This window comes from Planctomycetota bacterium (assembly GCA_039182125.1).
GTDB lineage: Bacteria > Planctomycetota > Phycisphaerae > Tepidisphaerales > Tepidisphaeraceae > JBCDCH01.
This window is the reverse complement of record JBCDCH010000004.1, coordinates 78737-98716: the sequence shown is the minus strand read 5'-3', so window position 1 is coordinate 98716 and position 19980 is coordinate 78737. Positions and strand designations below refer to the sequence as shown.

Below are 19980 nucleotides of genomic sequence, written 5' to 3'. Positions count from 1 at the left end.
CCCATCAACACCTGACACCATCCGCCATGACCATCAAGAAGAAACTCATCACCGGCTTCGCCGTTGCCACCATCCCCGCGTTGTTGCTCGGTTTTTACGCCTACGCCACCGCCGTCAAGGTCGAGCACCGCGCCGATGCCATCACCAACCAAGCCTTGCCCGGTTCGCTCTACAGCGGATTGGCCGATGCTTGGTGTCGGATGGAGTACGTCTACGCGGCTCAGTATGTCAACGCTCGCAGTAACGACGATGTACTCAAGGGCAAAGCCAAGGACCAGCTCGACTTCTACAAAGCCGAGTCGGTGAAGGACCTCGAAAAGTATGGCAATCGCGCCTTGTCCGACGCTGACAAGGCGTTGCACGAGAAGACGATGACTGCCTACGCCCAATGGGCGACGTTGCGCGACAAGGTGATTGATCTGTCAGACAATGGCCAAGGTCTCGCCGCACGTGAACTCGTCAACACCGACGCCCACGAAGCGATGGTCACGTTGACCACGCTTACAGGCGAACTCATGGATTACAACGGTGCGCTCGGCGAAACCTCGAGCAAGGGGATCACCGACGAGATCAAGAGCCAGGAAACCGGCGTGCTGTTCGGCATGTTCGGTGCGCTGGTTGTCAGTGGCGCCATCGGCTTCTTCGTGTCGCGTGGCATTACGACGCAGATGAACCGCATCGCCAGCGAGCTTTCCAGCGGCGCCGATCAGGCGACCAACGCCGCCGGTCAGGTCAGCTCCTCCAGTCAGTCGCTCGCCCAAGGTGCCAGCGAACAGGCCGCGAGTCTCGAAGAGACCAGCAGCTCGCTCGAAGAGATGAGCAGCATGACCAAGAAGAACGCCGACACCGCCCGCGAAGCGACGGCGCTCTCCAACGAAGCCAGCGCTTCGGCCGCCCGTGGCAACGAGGCGATGCAGAAAATGTCGTCCGCCATCACGCAGATCGAAGGTTCGGCCAAGGAGACCGCGAAGATCATCAAGGTCATTGACGAGATCGCGTTCCAGACCAACCTGTTGGCACTCAACGCCGCGGTCGAAGCGGCCCGTGCGGGTGAAGCGGGTAAGGGCTTCGCGGTGGTCGCCGAGGAAGTGCGGAACCTCGCGATGCGTTCGGCCGAGGCCGCCCGCAACACCAGCACCCTCATTCAACAAAGCGTCGAGAACGCCAACAGCGGCGTGGAGATTTCCAACGAAGTTGCCAGCGTCCTCGAAGACATCACCCGTGGCAGCGAGAAGGTTAACGGCCTGATCAGCGAGATCGCCGCCGCCAGCAGCGAACAGGCGACCGGCATCGAGCAGGTCAACACCGCCGTGGCTCAGATGGACAAGGTCACGCAGGAGTCGGCCGCCAACGCCGAGGAGTCCGCCGCCGCCGCCGAGGAACTGGCCAGCCAGTCCGAACAGGTCCGCAGCGTCGTGATCGAGTTGCAGCGGATGATCGGCACCAAGGGCTTCGGCGATGAAGGCATCTCTTTCAAGCCGAGTTCGCTGTTGAAGTTCCCCAAGCGTAAGGCCGCCCCGGTCGCCGACGCCGCGAGCTTCGAAGCGCCGCCCGCGCCGGTCAACGCTCGCCCGGCACAGTCGTCGGAACTGATCCCGTTCGACGATGATTTCAGCGACTTCGATACGAAGGCTGCTTAGTTCCACGTCTTCCGACGATCCAACGTAGTGCGGCATGACCGCCGCGCTGCGTTCTTCTTGCCCGGTCTCACACCCATGCCCGCCCTCGACGACAATCTCACTGACGCGCAGTTCAAGCGTGTGGCCGACATCGTTTACAAGCACTGTCGGATCAACCTCCATGATGGCAAGCGCGACCTGGTGCGAGCCCGCTTGACGCGGCGGCTTCAGGAGACGGGGATCGCGGACTTCAAAACGTATCTGGCCGACCTCGAAGCCAATCCGGGTGCCCCGGAGTTCCAGAAGTTCATCGACTCCCTGAGCACCAACCTCACGAGCTTCTTCCGGGAGAGCTCGCACTTCGACTATCTGGTCAAGACGCATCTGTCGGAGGTGATGCGCCGGAAGAAGGCGGCCGGCAGCAAGTCGATCCGTGGTTGGTCGGCCGGGTGTAGCAGCGGCGAGGAGCCATACACGCTTGCCATCACGCTGCTGGAGGCGCTCGGCAATGACGGCAGCGACTGCGGCGGTTGGGACGTGAAACTCCTGGCAAGTGACCTGAGCACCCGCGTGCTGTCGAAAGCACAAGCCGGCGTGTACCCGGCCGAGCGCGTCAAAAACGTGCCCAAGCCAATGCTTGCCCGGCACACCGACCCGCGCCAAATGCCCAACGGCGACGCCGCCGTCGCGATGAAGCCGCACGTCCGAGAATTGATCAAGTTCCGGCACCTGAACCTGATGGAGCCCTGGCCGTTTCGCGGCCCGTTCGACTTCATCTTTTGTCGAAACGTCATGATCTACTTCGACAAACCGACGCAGGAGACGCTAGTGAACCGATACCACGAGGTACTTGCCCCCGGCGGCGTCCTGTTTACCGGCCACAGCGAGTCGCTCACCGGCATTTCTCATTCATTCAAGTACACCCAGGCGACGATCTACAAGAAGTAAGGGCGGGCATCGGCGTAGCTCTTTTGCTCGAACGGTCACTCCATGCAACTGACGATCAACATCTCCGACTTCAAGGTCAGCAAGAACCCCGGCGACGTTCTAGTCACCTACTCGCTCGGCTCGTGCATCGGTGTCGCGATCGCCGACCCGCAGGCACAGGTGGCCGGGCTTTTGCATTTTCAGTTGCCCGAAAGTCGGATGGACGAGGACCGTGCCGTCCGCCAGCCGGCGATGTTTGCAGATACCGGGCTCGACGCACTCATCGCGTCGATGATCGAGCACGGTGCCGAGAAGCGGCGCTTGCGTGTGAAGATCGCCGGTGGGGCGAAAATGCTCGCGGGCAGCGAAACGTTCGACATCGGCAAACGCAATCACACCGCCATTCGTAAAGCGCTCTGGAAGCACGGCCTGATGGTCGACACCGAGGAGTGCGGCGGCAACGTTCCCCGCACGATGTACGTCAACGTCGCTGACGGGCGGGTCATGCTCAAACGCAAGGCCGACACCGTGGCCCAGTCCGCCACGCCATCCAGGCCCCGCGTTGCCGGGGGGCTGGCTTCCAACCGTCCGCGCCTCAACCTCTCCAAATCATCTTCCGCGGCGTCGACCACCGCGGCGTCATCGCCGATGCGGATCGGCGTCTGATCCTCCTTCGCCCTCAAGCGAGCAATCCCATGAGCAATCCTTCCGCACCCCACATTCTGATCACCGACGACTCCGCGACGATGCGGGCCGTCATCCGGCGCACGCTCGGCATGGCCGGGTTTGATCTCGACCGTGTCGAGCAGGCGACCAACGGCCGTGAAGCCTTTGAAACCGTTCAGCGTGCGACCGAGTCGGGCAAGCCGTTCGATCTGTTGTTGCTCGACCTGCACATGCCGGAAATGACCGGCATGGAGGTCGCCGAGAAACTGCACGACGAACCGACCATTGCCGGCGGCGCGAAAGTGATCGTCGTCAGCTCCGAAGCGACCGAGGCGCGCATCGACGAGATGCTCGGCAAGGGCGTGGCGGGGTACGTGATGAAGCCGTTCACGCCGGAACAGATCCGCGACGTCGCCGAAGCCGCGTTGGGCTACAGCCCCCAGGCTGAAGCCGCGTAATCCCAGGGAGAAACCATGTCCACAGCCACCGCTATCCTCGACGCGCAGCACGATTCGATCGTGCAGGCGTTTGCCGATGCCCTCGACACGATGGGCTTCATGTTCGCCGATCTGGCCGAAGAAGTGCCAGCCGTGCCCGACGAAGCCGTCCGCATTCGCATGCACTTCCGCGCGTCGATCCACACCGATCTTGCCGGTATCTTCGAGATGAACGCGAGCCGGACCTTCGCGGCACTGCTCACCGCCAACGTGCTGGGCTGCGATCCGATCGACCTCGACGACGAGGCGATCAACGACTGCGCGAAGGAACTGATCAACGTCGCGGTCGGTGCGTTCACGCCACTGCTCAGCGATGATCCGGACGAGACGTTCACACTCACGCCGCCGTCCTACGAGACGATCGGCGAGGAAGATTGGCAGGAAGCCCTCTTCGCCGAAGGTACCGTGAGTCTCATCAGCGAGGGCGAGCCCGTGGTCGTCCGCGTGATTGTGGAGTAAACCGCCATGCCCATTCGTGTACTTATCGTCGACGACTCCGCGGTCGTACGGCAGATTCTGACGCGTGCGCTTTCGGCCGATCCTGAGATCGAAGTTGTTGGCGCCGCGCCTGATCCGTACGTCGCCCGCCAGCAGATCGCCAACCACAAGCCGGACGTGTTGACGCTCGACGTCGAGATGCCGCGGATGGACGGGATCACGTTTCTGCGTCATCTCATGCGCAGCCATCCCTTGCCCGTTGTCGTGCTCAGCTCGCTGACAACGCGCAGCAGTCGGTCGGCCGTCGCGGCACTTGAGGCCGGCGCGGTCGAGGTCGTCGCCAAGCCCGACGGCAGTTTCAGCGTCGGCGACCTGAGCCGGGAGCTCGCGACCGTCGTCAAGCGGGCGTCGAAGATTGCCGTGCGCAAGCGTGAAACGAGTGTGACCGGCGTTGAGCGATTGGCGATGGCCGAGACGACCGACAAGGTGCTCGCCATCGGTGCGAGTACCGGTGGCGTCGGGGCGCTCACCGAGGTGCTGCGCCGTTTCCCCGCGACCGCGCCGGGCACCGTGATCGTCCAACACATGCCGCCGGCGTTCACGCGCAGCTTCGCCGACCGGCTCAACCAACAGTGTGCCGTCGAACTCAAGGAAGCGGCCGACGGCGACAGCGTCGCGCCGGGCCGCGTGCTCATCGCGCCGGGGGGCTGCCACATGGAACTGCGCCGCAGCGGTGCGCGTTACCACGTCACCCTCGTCGATGGCCCCGAAGAGCACCACCAGAAGCCGGCCGTCGATCGCCTGTTCCGCAGCGTCGGCAAGTACGCTGGTGCCAATGCGATCGGCGCGGTGTTGACCGGCATGGGCGCCGACGGCGCGGCCGGGCTGCTCACCATGAAGAACGCCGGTGCCGCCACCCTCGTGCAGGACGAAAAGACCAGCGTCGTCTGGGGCATGCCCGGCGAATGCGTGAAGAACGGCGCAGCCGAAAAACAGGTCCCGATCGAACGCGTCGCCGAGGAACTGCTGCGCCTCGCTTCCCAACGCGCCGCAGCGTGAGGCCGCTCAATCGTCAACCCACTCGAAACGCTCGACGTCCCGGCTGGCGACGAAAGCGTCATTGTAAACGGTCGCTGATCGCCAAAGGTCAAAGCCTGAACCACCGTCGACGGAAGTATCGTCATATGAGCCTTGCGACTCATAGGAATAGAGAACGTCGTCCCCAGCGTTCCCGATCAGCAGATTGAAACTCGTTCCTTCGATGTAATCGTCACCCGCGCCGCCGCGTAGGGTGGCGTATCTGGTTGTGGAGCTGATGCGATCGTCGCCGTCGCCGGCATCGACCCGAGCGCCGCCGCTGTTTGGGACGATCGTTCGGCTGTTGGAATCGACCTGGATGCTGTCATTGCCCGATCCGCCGCTGACCAGATCGTGTTCGAAGTCGAGCGCGACGCCGTGGGTCGGGTACGCATAGCCTGCGCCGTTGGTCCAGATCTGGTCGTTCCCGGGGCCGCCCTCGAGGCTGTCGGGTGCGGTGCCGCCCCGGAGAAAGTCGCTGCCTCCGCCGCCACGTAAGGTGTCGTGGCCATCCCAGAAGATCGTCTTGTCCAAGCTGCCGCTGGGATACAGGTCAGGTTTGAGGGTCATGTAGGCCGGATCGGTCTCGGTGGCGTAGAGCCGGTCGGGGTTGGCGCCGCCGTCGAGCAGGTCATTGTCATCGCCGCCGACGAGCACATCGCGTCCGCCTCGGCCAAAGAGCTGATCGCGTTCGCTTTGGCCGGAGAGTTCGTCGTTGCCGTCACCGCCCAGGAGCGTGTCGTTGCCGCTACCCCCGGCAAGTGCGGCCGCGGGCAACCGACCGCCGACCTCGATGTAATCATCACCGGCCAATCCATGGACCTGGAACAGCCCGATCTTTTCGGCCGGATACTTGATGACTTTGCCATTGAAGTTGACGTGAACGCGCGACCCCTTGCGTGAGATGCCGATCACGTCGTCGCCGGGCGTGCCGGTGATCCACAGGGTCGAGCCGCGCAGGGAGAGCGTCGCATCGTCGGGCCGGATGTCGCCGCTGAAGGTCACGTCGGCGCTGAGAATGACGTTTTGCTCGTAGTTGGTTGTTCGGCCGTACTCCGCGATGGTGAGCTCGGCCGAGGCCGTGCTCGTCATGCGCATCGTCTGAATGACTTGCAGCTCGTCTCCACCGATGAAGTACGTTGCGAGCTGCCCGCCGGTGTCGGCGGCGCGGTAGTACATCGACATGTTCTTCGCCGCGACCAGCAGCTGCTCGTCGGTGAGCGCTGCAAAAGCCTCCACCCCGCCCGCCCGCTCGATTGGCGACAGGTCCCCGTGAAGCGCAGCTTCGCGTTGCTCCCACAGGACCTGATACCCCATCGAGCGGTTCGAGCCCGGGACACGCAGCGCGTCTACATCCAGATACCCCTGCTGGCTCATCACCACGAAGCCATCATGGACGGCGTACAAGCGCCGATTGAGAGGTGAGCCGAGCGTGTCGACGTCCTGCAGCCCGATGAAATGCGCGTACTCTGGGGTGGCGTCGGTGATGGTGGTGGTGATCGTGACATCATCCATCAACGGCGTGTCCGCAGCTAACAACCGCCGGCCTTCGAGCGATTCAACGTTCGGAGAACTCATCAGCCCGAGCATACCGAAAACCGGACCCGCGTGTCACAGAATATTCTCGACTTCGTCGATCAGGCTCGGATCGTTCTCGTCGTCGAGGAAGGCTGTGTCGTCGCCGGGGCCGCCGTTCATGAGGTCACGGCCGGCGTTGCCGATGAGGGTGTCGTTGCCGGCTTGGGCGTAGAGCTTGTCGTTGGAGCCGCCGCCGATGAGCAGGTCGTCGCCGCTGCCGGCGAAGAGACGGTCGACACCGCCGCCGCCGTCGAGGGTGTCGTTGCCGCCGTTGCCGTAGAGGCGGTCGCCGTCTTCCTGGCCGAAGAGGGCATCGCGGCCGCCCGAGCCGTTGAGCCGGTCGGCGTCGCTTCCGCCGAAGAGAACGTTCTTGCCCGCGCCGCCGGTGAGGGTGTCGCGCCCGGCCTCGCCGAAGATGATGTCGTTGCCGTCGTTGCCGAAGATGTAGTCGTTGCCCGAGCCGCCGAAGATCTGGTCGTTGCCGGCGCCGGCGTTGATGACATCGTGGCCGGCCTTGCCGTTGATGATGCTGGCCGGAACCGCGTCACCGAGGGTGATCGTGTCGTCGCCATCGCCGCCGCTGATCTCGAGGACGTTAATACCGAGACGGTCGAACGACCCGATCGGTTGCCCGTTGAGTTGGACGAAGACGGCTTCGCCGTTGGCCGAGATGTCGAGCGTGTCGCTGTCGGCGCTGCCGTTGACGAAGAGCGTGGTGCCGACGAGTTCGGCCGCGCCGTCGGCGGGCAGGTTGGCCAAGCCCAGCACTTCGAAGTTCGCGAACAGCCGGTCGCTTACCGCGTCCGATTCGAGAAACACCGTGCCCGTCGTCGGCGAGGTGAGGTTGTAGTCGATCGTCACGTCCGCGCTGAACAAGTCGAACGGCGTATCGAAACCGAGGGTGAGACGTGCACTGGTGTCGCTGAACTTGGTGTAGTCGATGTCGATGTCGCCGAGCAGATCGTCGAAGTCGTAATCGAAGAACGGGATGTCGTCGGTGAGGTCGCCGAGTTCGTCGTCGATCGCGTCTTCGAGCCGACGGATGGCGTCGGTGCCGAGGATGTTGCCGACCTGATCGAAGTAATAGCCCGCGTCGTTGGACGGCAGCGCGTCCGCGATGCGCATCCCACCGTTGTCGTCGACGAGATCGAACACGTCGTCCTCGAGCAACTGCGTCGGGATCGTGGCGGAGTAGCTCTCGCCGTCGAGCACGCCGACGTAGTTGCCGGTCGCGCTGGTGATGTCGGCTTTGACGGTGACGAGTTCGGGCGTCGCGGAGAGCAGCAACCGGCGCGGCAGGGGTTCGACGAGCATGTGTCCCATGGTACCGAAGCGTGGTCGGTGCCATCGGGTGCTTTCGATTCCGGTAATCATCGCCGAGCCGTCTTCATCGTCGAGAATGGCCCAATTCTTTATCGGTCCCCACGTCGACGAGGTCATGTCCGCGTCCGCCGGTTCGGGGACGCTTCACCCAAAGGAAAGCCCACGCCGATGATGACGTGGGCTCCGTGCTTGGAAGATGCGATCGGTGTCAGGCGATGTTCTCGATCTCGCGGAAGAGGTCGAGGTCGTCGGTGACATCATCATCGTCGATGAAAGCGATGTCCTGACCATCGCCTCCCCATTGGAGGTCGCGTCCGGCATTGCCGAAGAAGACATCGTCGCCGCCGCGGCCGTAGAGCTTGTCGTTGGAGCCGCCGCCGATGAGGACATCGTCGCCGAACGGACCAGCGAGTTCATCGCCGAAGAGTCGATCCACGCCGCCGCCGCCGTCGAGGGTATCGTCGCCGCCCCGACCGTAAAGCCGGTCGTCGTCGGCACCGCCGAAGAGCAGATCGCGGCCGCCCGAGCCGTTGACGCGGTCGGGGCCCTCGTTGCCGTTGAGGGTGTTCTTGCCGGCACCGCCGCTGAGCGTGTCGGAGCCTTCGTTACCCTGGATCACGTCGTTGCCGCCGCCACCAAAGATGAAGTCGGCCCCTTCACCGCCGTCGATAGCGTCGTTGAAGTCGCCGCCGGTAACGTTGTCGTTGCCGGCCCCGCCCGCGATCGCGGCGGCGGGGACGCCCGGGTTGAGCGTGATGGTGTCGTCACCGTCATAGCCGCGGATTTCGAGGATGCCGATCTCGACTGAGGGGAAGTCCGTGACGTTGCCGTTGACGTCGACGCGGAGGTTCTGGCCGACGATCGAGAGGTCGATGGCATCGTCGCCGTCGGTGCCGTCGATGCGGACGAACGAGCCGGTCCGGGTGGTGGTTTCGCGGACGTTGATGGTGGAGAGCGCCTTGGCGGTCGCGCCGTCGTTGGAGAAGACCTCGAACTCGACGGGGGCGCTAAAGGCGTTGTCGTAGGTGTGGGTGCCGCGGACTTCGAAGACGCCGTCGCCGCGCTTGATGATGGTCGCGTCGTCGGCTTCGGCATCACCCCAGCGGATCAGGGCGGTGAAGTCGGAAGCGGCGCTGGTCGGGTCGGCGTCGGTGAAGGTGCCGATCACGCCGCTGAAGGCCGAGCCGGGCACGGCGTTGACGGTCGTGCCGGTGGCGCTGACCTCGTCGTCGCCGATGGCGATGGTGATGGTCTGCTTGTCGAAGATGTTGAAGCCCGACCCCGTTGCCTGCGACGAGCCGCGCGAGCTGGTGCCGGTCTGCTTCACACCGACGATGATCTCGATGGGCCCGATATATCCCGGTGCCGGGGTCAGGCTGATCTGCTTGTTGATCTGATCGATGCTGTTGCCGGGGACGTTGCTGGGATCGAAAGCCGTAACGAACTGGGCACCGATGTCGTAGTCGTCGCCTTCGAAGTCGAAGGCGGGAATGTCGAGGATGATCGTCTCGCCCGGTGCCGAGCGGAAGTCGGAGAGCGGCGCGAGGATCGGCGGCTGGTCGTTCTCGATGTTGAACTGGTTGAGGTCTTCCTCGACGTTGACCGTGACCGTGCGGGAGGTCTGGTTGCCCTCGGTGTCGGTGGCGGTGACGGTGAGCGTACCGGAGCCGAGCGTGCCGTCGGAGCGAATCTGCAACACGGCGTCCTGCGTGTTCTCGACGATGCGGACGTCGGAGATGATCACGTCGTCGATCGGCGTGCCACCGGCGGTCGGCGCCGCGTTGATCGCGGCGTTCACGTCGAACCCGCGGACGAGCTGGCCCCAGATCGTGTGGTTGTAGTCGAGGCTGCGGGTCTCGCCGGTGGTGATGAAGAACTGGGTGGTGTTGGTGTCGAAGCCGCGGTTGGCCATGGCGAGCTGACCGGAGCCGGAGAAGATGAGCTCGGGCTGGAACTCGTCGGTGAACTCCACGTCGGTGAACTGCCCGCCGCCCGTGCCGTCGCCGGCCGGATCGCCGCCCTGGTTGACGAAGTCGGCCACGATCCGGTGGAAGGTGAGCCCGTCGTACAGGCCCGACTCGATGTAGCCGCGCATGGTTTGGACCGTCAGCGGGGTCGCCTGGTCGAAGAGCTGGAACACGAGCGTGCCGAAGCCGTCCACGTCCATCTCGACCCAGGTGTTGTCCTGACTGCGGAAGGCCGGGATCAGCGCGCTGGTGGAACTCGTCACCGAGTAGGTCAGCGGATCACCGTCGGCGTCGAAGCCGTTGACCGGTACCTGGATCGCGTGACCCACCGGCAGCGAAAAGTCACCAATCGCTCCGACCTCGGGGGCGGCCAGCAAGCGACGTTCTTCTAGCGGTTCGGTCATCACGGGGCGTGCCGACTCGGCAGCGGCGGCGATCGAACGACGTTTACGGAGCAAGTGAAGCATCAGGAAAGTCCAAATGGAGCGGTTACAAGAGATAAAGAGGTTGTAAGCCTATCGGCCAAGCAGGGCAGGGCAATCCACAGACGCCGCCGGGGGCCCTTGTGTTACACCGTTGTCGAAGTCGTACCCCGATCCTCACGCGCCGGTTCGGCTTGAGGAGGATTAAACTCCGCGATGGGATTCAACGACGCCGCATCTGAAATCCAACGCTTGCTGCTGGCTCAGCGGGCCGCCTGGATCGGTCGGGACGCCGACGCGGTCGCGGCCGGTTTCGCCGAGGACGCGGTTTTTACCTCCCCGGTCGCCACATACACCGGTCGATCCGCCATCCGCCAAGCCGCCGCCGACTTCTTCGCCTACGCGGCCCGAATTGAGATCGACGTCAAGCGGATCCTCACCGCCGGCAACAAAGGCGTGATCGAATGGCACTGGCTCGAAGAAGCCGCCGAGGATGGACAGGTGAGAACCGCCGCCGACGCGATCGTGTTCGAGGTCCGCGATGGGTTATTCGTCGCATGGCGCGAGTACATCAACTGGCACGGCGGGTGAGTGCGATAGTGAAATCACTTTGTAGCCGCGGTGCCTGCACCGCGTCTACGACTTTCATTTTCGGAGTGCCGTAGCAGCAGCGGAGACGATCGCGCCCAACACCATCGCGATGACCAACACCACAATGGTGTGGCGAAGTCCGTGGCCTTGCACGAGCGACATGCCAAGGCTCACCACAGCGGCGATCACCGCATACACAGCCGCTTGTTTAAGGTCTTTGCGTGCCATTACGCCACCACCGGCCGGCGTTTGTGGTAGTCCGTGACGCTTTCCAGCATCCGGGCCACGCGTAGTAGCTTGGCTTCGCTGAAGTTGGGGCCGACGAGTTGGAGGCCGATGGGGAGGGGTTTCTCGGGGTCGGTGCTGAAGCCGCAGGGGAGGCTCAGGCTGGCGTTGCCGGCGATGTTGCTCACGACGGTGAAGATGTCGCAGAGGTACATCGCCAGCGGGTCGTTGGCCTTCTCGCCGATCTTGAAGGCGGGCGTCGGGGCGGTGGGGGTGAGGATCAGGTCGCACTGTTTGAACGCGTCGTCGAAGCCGCCGCGGATCTTGGCGCGGAGCTTCAAGGCGCGGTTGTAGTACGCGTCGTAGTAGCCGGATGAGAGGGCGTAGGTGCCGATCATGATCCTGCGTTGTACCTCGGGCCCGAAGCCCTCGGCCCGGCTCTTGGAGAACAGCTCGACGATGTCCTCGACCGGCTCCGCTGTGCGATGGCCGAAGTGAACGCCGTCGTAGCGGGCGAGGTTACTGGAGGCTTCAGACGGGGCGATGATGTAGTACGCCGCGATGCCGTACTCGGCGTGTGGTAGCTTTACATCCACGATCTCGGCCCCGTGCTCCTCGTAGATCGCGATCGCGGCTTCGACCGATTTTTTCACGTCCGGATCGATGCCTTCGTGTTCGACGAACTCACGCACCACGCCGAGCTTCAGCCCCTTGACCGGGACGTCGAGGTCCTTGGTGTAGTCGTCGGCGTAGTGGTCCGGGCCGGCCGGGACGCTGGTGGAGTCGAGGTCGTCGTGGCCGGTGATGGCGTTCATGAGCAGCGCCGCGTCCTCGACGGTCCACGTCAGCGGACCGATCTGGTCGAGAGAGGAGGCGAACGCGACCAAGCCGTAGCGGCTGACGGTGCCGTAGGTGGGTTTGAGGCCGACAAGACCGCAGAGTGCGGCGGGCTGCCGGATGGAGCCGCCGGTGTCGGAGCCGAGTGCGCCGCAGGCCATGGACGCCGCGACGGCCGCGGCCGATCCGCCGGAGCTGCCGCCGGGGACGGTGGTGGCGTCCCAGGGGTTGCGCGTGACGCCAAAGGCGGAGTTCTCGGTCGAAGAGCCCATCGCGAACTCGTCGAGGTTGCACTTGCCCAGCAGCACCGCCCCGGCCGCTTCGAGCTTCTTCACCACCGTCGCGTCGTAGGGCGCGTGGAAGTTCTCGAGCATCTTGCTGGAGCAGGTGGTGGTGCCCCAGGTGGTGCAGAGGTTGTCCTTGAGCGCGATCGGCACACCGGCGAGCGGCCCGTCGATGCGGCCTTCGTCCACGTCGTTGGCGACTTGCAGTGCCCGGGCGGCGTCGTGGCTGTTGAACGCGTTGATCTCGGGATTCAGCGCCTCGATCCGCGCGATCGCCTGCCGGGCCAGATCCGACGCGGACACGTCCTTACGAAGAATGGCACTGCGGGCCGCGGCGATGGTGTCGTGCGAGAGCATGGGGATTTGAGATTTCAGATTTCAGAGCGGAACACAGTCACGTTTGCAGATTCCGAGTCTGAAATCTCAAATCTGCAGTCTCAAATGCCGGTGTTAGCCGGCGCTGTCCTCGTCGCCGCCGATGACCTTGGGTACCTTGAAGAACGGCGGCTCCTTGTCCGGGGCGTTCTGCAGGGCCTGCTCGACACTGAGCATCGGGCCGACCTTGTCCTCGCGCAGGACGTTCTCCATCGGCACGGCATGCGCGACCGGCTCGACGCCTTCGGTGTCGACCTCGGCGATCTTGCTGACGTAGGCCAGGATGCCGGTGAGCTGTTCGGAGATGCGATGCACGTCGGTATCGGCGATGTCGAGGCGGGCGAGCTTGGCCACATGGCGGACGGCGTCGTCATCGAGCTTGGCGCTGTCGGGAGCGTCATCGGGCATGGGCAGTTTGTAGCCGTTGCGGCGGGTGAAGTGAAGCGGAAGATTGAAGTGGACTGGAGACGTTCGCGCAAGATTCCGGTTCGCGTGAAACATCGTGTCGTGGGCGGCGTCAGAACGACGTGGCGATACCCACGCCGATACTCCGATGGGCGTCCGATGAATTATCAGACGTGCGGGGTCGGTTTTCGGGTGGGTTTCGCACGGCTGTATTGCCGTGATCGCGTTGCCGGGCGCTGCAAGGGGGTTGTGGCGCTTGGCGAAGCGGTGGCGGTGGATTGACAAGGCGACAGGGTCACCGATGATGGCCCGACTGCAATGAGTGCGGTGCCGGCGGGCACGTAAATGCTGGAATCAGCGTTTCGCGACCGTTCGTGCCTCTTGGTTGCAGCGGAATGGATGCCCGCCCTGTTGGTCCGGTTGTACAGCAAGGCCTCGACGATCGCCGTATGTAGGGCGTGACGAGGTAACCATTTAAGGATTTACGGCCCGCCCGACGGGCCACCCCGATTGTTCCTCCAAAGTAGACCGCGATGAGCCAAGAAGTATTACCGAATCAATCCGTCTCCTCGACCTCCCGCAGCCGGTTCCGCCGGGCGATTTCCCGCGCGGCCCGCGCCACGTTGGGCACCTCGCCGCTGGGCGTGTCCCGGTCGGCCGAGACTCCCAAGCGTGCGCCCGCGCTTACCGAACGGCTCGAAGAGCGTCGCCTCTTGGCCACGATCGGCTCCAGCGAAACGTTCGAGTTCACCGACGCCAACGACAACGCCATCCGCGTCACCGTCGAGGGCGAGGCGACGACAACGCTCATCGGTGCGACCATCGACGAGTTCGGCTTGTCACAGGCCAACGATCTGAGTGGCACCATCATCTCCCCCGCCGGGAACCGCGAAATTCTAGGCGGACTCGGGCTGCGTGGCGTGGTGACCGCCGGTCAAGCCGTCAATCCCGGTGTCCCGCTTGAGTTTGCCCCCGCCAGCTTCATGTCGATCACTGGCGACAACGGGTTCTTCGACGAGACGTTTATTGGGGCACCGCGTCAGGACCTCGAAATCGGTGGCCTCGCTGCCAGCCCGAGCGGTGCGACCTACGCCGTGTTCGACAACCCGCTCGCCATCGGCGATGACGAGGTCAGCCAGCTTTACATTGCGTCGGTCGACCGTGGTACTGGCGAGACCATTCTTCTGGGTGCGGACCCTGGAGCGGTGGCGCCGCTTGGGCTGGGTGATTACGGCTTCCGCGACCGGGTTGCCGTGGCGTTGGCCAACCGGCTTGATCCGTTCAACAACCCCGCGCCGCAAAGTGTCGCCGCCGATTTCGAGATGTCGGTCATCGGTGCGGACTTCGACCCGAACGATCCGGGGACGCTGTACTTCGCCGCGACGGTGACGGTCGTCCGCGCCGGCGACGATGGCACGCCAACTGACGTCGATGTGCCGTTCCTTTTCGCTTACGATCTCAACGCCGAAACCCTCACCGCCCAGCCGGGCGAGTTCAACACGTTCGGCGGCGGTGCTCCCGTGCGGATCGACGGGATCGCGTTCAGCGACACCGGCTCATTGGCGGTTTTCGGTGAGGTGGGCGCCAGCTTTGTCGCCGGCGATCAAACCGCCGATGCCACCGAGATCGGCTACTGGTTCGTCAGCCCGAACAACACGGACGACTACGACTTCAGCGACATCATTCAGGTGGTCACGCCGGAAACGAGCCCGCTTTTGGGCACCGGTGGCGATCTCGAACTCGTCGATGAGGTGATCACCCTGGAAATCATTCCCGGTGAGCCCTCGTTCATCTTTGCGGTGACGACCGACAACGAGTTGATCCGCATCCGGACCGGGATCAATGACGTGCCCGGGGCCGTCCTGGGTGGCTTCGCCCGTTCGGCCAGCTTTGGTCAGCTCGAGGATCCCGATGGCAACGCGGTTGTCGGCGGCGTCGATCTGGGCGCGGCCCGTGGAGCGGAGATCGGTGACATCACCTGGAACAGTGCCGCACTCAACCCGTTCCTCCAAGAGCGGTTCGACGCTGACCCGTCCAACAACACGATTCGCGGTGCGTTCATGGGTACCGACTTCGGTACCGACGAGTTGCTCTACGTCGACACCCGGCAGCGGTTTGCTCAGAGCTCGCTCTACATGACCGTGCTGACCAGTGACGATCCAGAAAGCGTAGTCACCATCTCGGTGTTCGACCCAGACGATGATGAGGGGCCGATCTTCCGCGAAATCCAGCCGTTCGACGGCAGCGCCGGCTCCTTCGATGTCCAGGACATTGATGGCGAGGATCTCACCATCAGCCCGGCCGGCGGAACGGGTGGCGTCTTCATCGGTCTGACCGAGGTGCAAGGCGATCGTGAAAACGTCCCGGTCCTCACGCTCGATCGCGACACGCTGGACATGTTCATCCCGCCGACCGTCGACCTGGGCGGGGCTGAGTTCGTGAACCCAGGCGTCTATGGCGTCGGCGACTTCGGCAAGATCTCCATTGCAGGCACCGTGTCGGGCCGCGTCGACATCGACGGGTCGGTCGACACCTTCTACGCCGGCGCGTTGCTCACCGGAGAACTCAACGGCGTCGAAGCTGGTTCCATCGCCAGTCCTGACCTGAACCTCGTCGACAACTTCGCCATCAACGGCGATCTTCGAAACCTCATCGTCAACGACGCCATTGGCACTGTTCAGGGCAACTTCGACAACTACAACTCCGGCTTTGACCTCGCCGTCAGCGGCAGTGTGGGTCAGATCCGCTCGCTCACCGGTGGTGTGCGGGCCACGGGTCTGGTCCTGTCCGATCCGGGCACGCCCGGCCTGACGACCAACACCGACGAGTTGGAGTTCCGCACGGAGGACAACGACGACGTCATCTCGGCGTTTGCCGCTGGCCTGCTGCCCGAGCCCATCGTCACCAACGACACGTTTGAAACCGCTCAGTTCCTGGGCAGCGGCTTCGTCGACTCACTCGGCGAGGGCGACGCGGTCCGTGTCGATGGCTCGCTCGATACCATCAACGAAACCGACGAGGTCGACTTCTACGCCGTTCCGTTGCTCGCGGGGCAGACCGTCGAGTTTGCGTTGTCCACGTCCGTTATCCCGGCGGCCGTGGCGGTCTTCGACCCCAACGGCGTGATCGTTGCGTCCAATGCGACGGACGTTGCCAACGGCCTCGTGGAACGGGCAACCACTTTCTCCTTCGGGCGAAAAGACATCTTCTATTCCGACAGCACGTTCGCGTTCACCACCGAGCTCCCTGGCACCTACTACTTCGGCGTCGGCTTCGAGCTGGTCGGTGCCAGCGTGGTTTCCGGGGATCAGCTCGGCGATGTCGGATCGTTCCTTGTCGGCGGGGAGTTGGGTTACACGCTGACAATCGCCGAGGTCGCCGACTTGGCATTGGGCGGCGTCATTGCCGAGGGTGACATTCTCTTCCAGACCCAGGCACAGCTGATCAACAACCAGCCGCTCGGTCTCACGGTCGACAACGGTGACCTCGGCACCCTGCGTGCCAACGCGGGTGGTCGGATCATCAACGAGAACATCCTCGGCACGCGCGACCTCACCGTTCTCGACGGCAACCTCCGCGAACTGGACGCGACACAGATCGGCGAAGACGACGGAACTTTCCTGTCTCGGCAGCCCAACATCTTCGTGCCGGCAGGCAGTGTCGGTCGGCTATTTGCCGACACGTTCCTCGCGTTCAACATCGATGGTCTGATCGACAGCTTCCAAGGCTTCGACGAATCGTTCTCGATCGGCGGAGACTTCCAGTACGTCGAGACCAACGGCACTTTGGGCGCGGCCCTGATAGCCGATGGATCGATCGGCGTGGTGCGTGCCGGTGACATGGTCGTGCCGTGGAACCCGGTTTTCGCGGTCAACGTTGACGCCTCCGGCGACGACGGTGTGATCGACCTGGTCGATGTCGCCGGCCAGATGGGTTCGGCGAACTTCGGCGGCCCGATCTTCTCCACTGGTCCTGGCGGAAACGTCCGCTATATCCGTGCCGGTATTGCTTTCCGTGATCCGTTCTTCGGTGGTGGCATCCCCGAGTTTGTGACCACCGAAGCCGGCACACCGGTGACGCTCACCGACGATTCCGGCACGGAGTTCACCGTGACTCCGACCGATTTCGTCGATGGCATCACTTCGCCTCTCGGCAACACGCTCCAAATTCGGACGCTTCCGATTCGCGGTAACGCGGCCTTCGGCCCCGGTGGTGGTGTCGTCACGCTCGACATCGTCTCCGACGGCTCGATCACCATCGATGCGGACACCCGGAGAGACTCGACGGTCGAGATCGGATTCATCGATATCCGGGACTACGTCGGCACCACGCCAGTGCTGTTTGTCGATGCGGACGGCAACGTCCCGGGTGCGGGCGATGACACCGATGATGGTGACGACGGTGGCTTGGACGGTGGCGGTCTCGATGGCGGCGGTGCCCCTGTCAGCGGCGGCGGAGTCGGCGGCGGCTTCGGTCCGGGTGCTGGTGGCGGCACCGGCGGTGGCACGGGCTTTGGCCCCGGCTCCGGTGGTGGTTTCGGCGGCGGTAGCGGGTTCGGCCCCGGTGCCAGTGGCGGTGTCGGCGGTGGAGTCGTGGGCGGTGATGATGGTGGTGACGGCGACGATGGAGACGACGGCGGCATCATCGTTGAAGGTGATCTAGTCGCCCCGTTGTTCCAGTTCGACGGGCCGGCACCGACCGGTTTCACCGAAGCCGACCTCGACCCTGCTCTCTCGTCCAACGTCCGCGGGCTTGATCTCGCGCTGTTCCCCTTCGCCGTGGAAGACGGGCCGGCGGCGCTGGCCGCCGAGACGTCCGTCCTGCTCAACGGCACGAATATCGACGTCCTGCAGTTCAACGGCCACGAGATCAACCGGTTGGTCAACAACACCGCTGGCGAACTTGCGACCGTCACGGGTACGAGCTTCGGCCAGATCGCTGGCGTGGACATCGGCTTCGCCAAATCCTCGACCGGAACTCGCATCGATCCGCAGCGTGTGCTCTTCAGTGACCCGGTTTCGCTCAACGCCAACGAGTTCAGCACGGGTCTCTACATCGGTGAGGCCGTGGACATTATGGCTCGCGGCCGTATCGGCGACATCGTGACCGACGCCGACATTATTCAGGAACTCCAAGCCCTGGGCTTCTTCCCGCCGACTGTCTCGGCCACCGATGACGAAGTCACCGGATCGATCCAGACGATCGTCGCAAACAGTGACGGCGTTGATGATCCGGACGTCTTCGAGGGTATCGTCGGGGTTGTAGTTGCGTTCGTCGACAACGGGACGCAGCAGCTCCTGTTGCCCGGTTACGGCCAGCTCCGCGATGTCAACATCGGTGAAGGTATTGGTTACTCCGGGACCGGCGTCACCAACGAAACCGGCCTTTATGCCCGTGGTATTATCGACTTTGTCGAGAACAACGGTGAAGGCTCCGACATCCGTGGTGACATCATCTCGAACCAAGGCATCGGCACCATCAGCCTCGCCAACGGCGCGATCATCGACGCGGACATCGCCGTCACGGGCGGCTCACGCGATCCCGTCTCGCTTACCTTTGCCGGTAACAACTTCGACTTCGGTTCGGAGTTTGGCGCGGCCGCATCCAACGGTCCGGTGAACGTGACCGGTGCTGATCCGAGCCTATTCGATTCTTCCGAGCGGCCGGTCACCGAGATCGACAACATCAATATCACTGGCAACGGCGGTATCATCGGTGCCCAGTTCCGTACCAGCGATATCGGTAGCATCAGCGTTCCTGACGGCTTCGGCATCATCAACAGCCGAATCCAGAGCGAAGGCGACAGCAACATCTCCTCGATCGTTGCCGGTGGTTACGGCCTCCGCGGTGTCGACATTCTCGGTGGTCAGGACATCAGTTCGGTCGTGGCGACCGGCGATGGCACGTCGCTGCCTTCGACGAGCTTCACTTCGTCGGTGCGGCAGTCGGGCTTCAGCGAGATCGACCTGTTCAGCGGCAAGCCGGTGAACGCGGTCAATGACCTCAACGCGGCCCTGTTCGTCAGCAACAACAAGCCGTTCGGCGGTGAGCGCACGGCTGCGGGTCTGCTCAAGGAAGTTCAAATCGTCACCGGCCGTGACATCGGCGAAGTGTCCGGCTTCGCCATCCGCGGTTCGGCTACACTCGCACAGCCGCGTGTTGCTGATTTCATCAGCCGTGTCTTCGCGGGCAACTTCATCGGCAGCATCACGACCGGTGCCGACGTCGATAACACCAACGTCACCGCCGGTGGTGTTCGCGAGTTCGACATCGGCGAAAACGTCACGTTCTCCGACTTCCGCGTGAGCGGCTTCACCCGAAGCCTCTCGATCGGGGCGAGCCTCGACAAGAACAGCCAGTTGTTCGCCGACGGCCCCGATGGTCGCATCGGTACCGTCTCCATCGGCGGTAACCTCAACGGCCAGATCGTGACTAACGCCGGCCTGGAATCGTTGACTATCGCGGGCAACCTGACGTCGGACAACATCCGTGTTCGACGCGGCGGTATCGGCACCCTCTCCATCGGACGCGACGTCCGCACGGGAGCCTCGCTGATCACCGACGGCACGATTGACAACCTCTTCATCGGTGAGGATGTGGAAACCGAAAGCCAGATCGTCGCCGGTGGCTTCGATCAGATCGACATCGGTGGCACGGTCTTCGGTCGAGTGATCATCCGGTAACCGGGCGATCCGTTCTCAACCCAAACCAACACGGCGGTTGTGTGCCAGGCACACAACCGCCGTGGT

At 63.6% G+C, this 19980-nt stretch carries 14 protein-coding genes; 8 read left to right on the top strand and 6 right to left on the bottom strand.

Features of this window, described 5'->3' with window-relative positions; all coding sequences use genetic code 11:
* Window positions 1–26 precede the first annotated feature (26 nt).
* The 6 genes from AAGD32_01965 to AAGD32_01940 all read left to right on the top strand — a co-directional run bounded on the left by AAGD32_01965 (window position 27) and on the right by AAGD32_01940 (window position 5206).
* Window positions 27–1640 carry a methyl-accepting chemotaxis protein gene (locus tag AAGD32_01965; protein MEM8873000.1) on the top strand — a complete coding sequence of 538 codons (1614 nt, stop codon included), beginning with the start codon at window positions 27–29 and terminating at the stop codon, window positions 1638–1640.
* 75 nt (window positions 1641–1715) lie between these two features.
* Window positions 1716–2567, top strand: a complete 852-nt coding sequence (locus tag AAGD32_01960) for a protein-glutamate O-methyltransferase (GenBank protein ID MEM8872999.1) — start codon at window positions 1716–1718, stop codon at window positions 2565–2567.
* A gap of 42 nt (window positions 2568–2609) precedes the next feature.
* A complete protein-coding gene (locus tag AAGD32_01955; GenBank protein MEM8872998.1) occupies window positions 2610–3212 on the top strand; it encodes a chemotaxis protein CheD in 603 nt (200 codons plus the stop codon).
* Window positions 3213–3241: 29 nt separating this feature from the next.
* Entirely contained in the window at window positions 3242–3670 is a 429-nt protein-coding gene (locus tag AAGD32_01950; protein ID MEM8872997.1) for a response regulator, read from the top strand.
* 15 nt (window positions 3671–3685) lie between these two features.
* Window positions 3686–4168: a chemotaxis protein CheX gene (locus AAGD32_01945; protein MEM8872996.1), complete on the top strand. Its 483-nt coding sequence runs from the start codon at window positions 3686–3688 to the stop codon at window positions 4166–4168.
* Window positions 4169–4174: 6 nt separating this feature from the next.
* Window positions 4175–5206 (top strand): chemotaxis response regulator protein-glutamate methylesterase, encoded by a 1032-nt coding sequence (locus tag AAGD32_01940; GenBank protein MEM8872995.1) that lies wholly within the window; start codon window positions 4175–4177, stop codon window positions 5204–5206.
* A 6-nt stretch (window positions 5207–5212) separates the two neighbouring features.
* Here AAGD32_01940 and AAGD32_01935 read toward each other — a convergent pair whose 3' ends face one another.
* From AAGD32_01935 to AAGD32_01925, 3 genes are all read right to left on the bottom strand, one after another.
* Window positions 5213–6802 (bottom strand): calcium-binding protein, encoded by a 1590-nt coding sequence (locus AAGD32_01935; GenBank protein MEM8872994.1) that lies wholly within the window; start codon window positions 6800–6802, stop codon window positions 5213–5215.
* Window positions 6803–6835: 33 nt separating this feature from the next.
* Window positions 6836–8116, bottom strand: a complete 1281-nt coding sequence (locus AAGD32_01930; protein MEM8872993.1) for a calcium-binding protein — start codon at window positions 8114–8116, stop codon at window positions 6836–6838.
* Between the two features lie 217 nt (window positions 8117–8333).
* Entirely contained in the window at window positions 8334–10559 is a 2226-nt protein-coding gene (locus tag AAGD32_01925) for a peptidylprolyl isomerase (protein ID MEM8872992.1), read from the bottom strand.
* Window positions 10560–10730: 171 nt separating this feature from the next.
* Between AAGD32_01925 and AAGD32_01920 the strand changes: the two genes are divergently transcribed.
* Window positions 10731–11105 carry a nuclear transport factor 2 family protein gene (locus tag AAGD32_01920; GenBank protein ID MEM8872991.1) on the top strand — a complete coding sequence of 125 codons (375 nt, stop codon included), beginning with the start codon at window positions 10731–10733 and terminating at the stop codon, window positions 11103–11105.
* 54 nt (window positions 11106–11159) lie between these two features.
* Here AAGD32_01920 and AAGD32_01915 read toward each other — a convergent pair whose 3' ends face one another.
* From AAGD32_01915 to gatC, 3 genes are all read right to left on the bottom strand, one after another.
* Entirely contained in the window at window positions 11160–11333 is a 174-nt protein-coding gene (locus AAGD32_01915) for a hypothetical protein (GenBank protein MEM8872990.1), read from the bottom strand.
* Window positions 11333–12808 carry an Asp-tRNA(Asn)/Glu-tRNA(Gln) amidotransferase subunit GatA gene (gatA, locus tag AAGD32_01910; GenBank protein MEM8872989.1) on the bottom strand — a complete coding sequence of 492 codons (1476 nt, stop codon included), beginning with the start codon at window positions 12806–12808 and terminating at the stop codon, window positions 11333–11335. The genes AAGD32_01915 and gatA overlap by 1 nt, the downstream gene beginning before the upstream one ends.
* Window positions 12809–12901: 93 nt before the next feature.
* Window positions 12902–13234, bottom strand: a complete 333-nt coding sequence (gatC, locus tag AAGD32_01905; GenBank protein MEM8872988.1) for an Asp-tRNA(Asn)/Glu-tRNA(Gln) amidotransferase subunit GatC — start codon at window positions 13232–13234, stop codon at window positions 12902–12904.
* 530 nt (window positions 13235–13764) lie between these two features.
* Here gatC and AAGD32_01900 point away from each other — a divergent pair.
* A complete protein-coding gene (locus AAGD32_01900; GenBank protein ID MEM8872987.1) occupies window positions 13765–19914 on the top strand; it encodes a hypothetical protein in 6150 nt (2049 codons plus the stop codon).
* Window positions 19915–19980 lie beyond the last annotated feature (66 nt).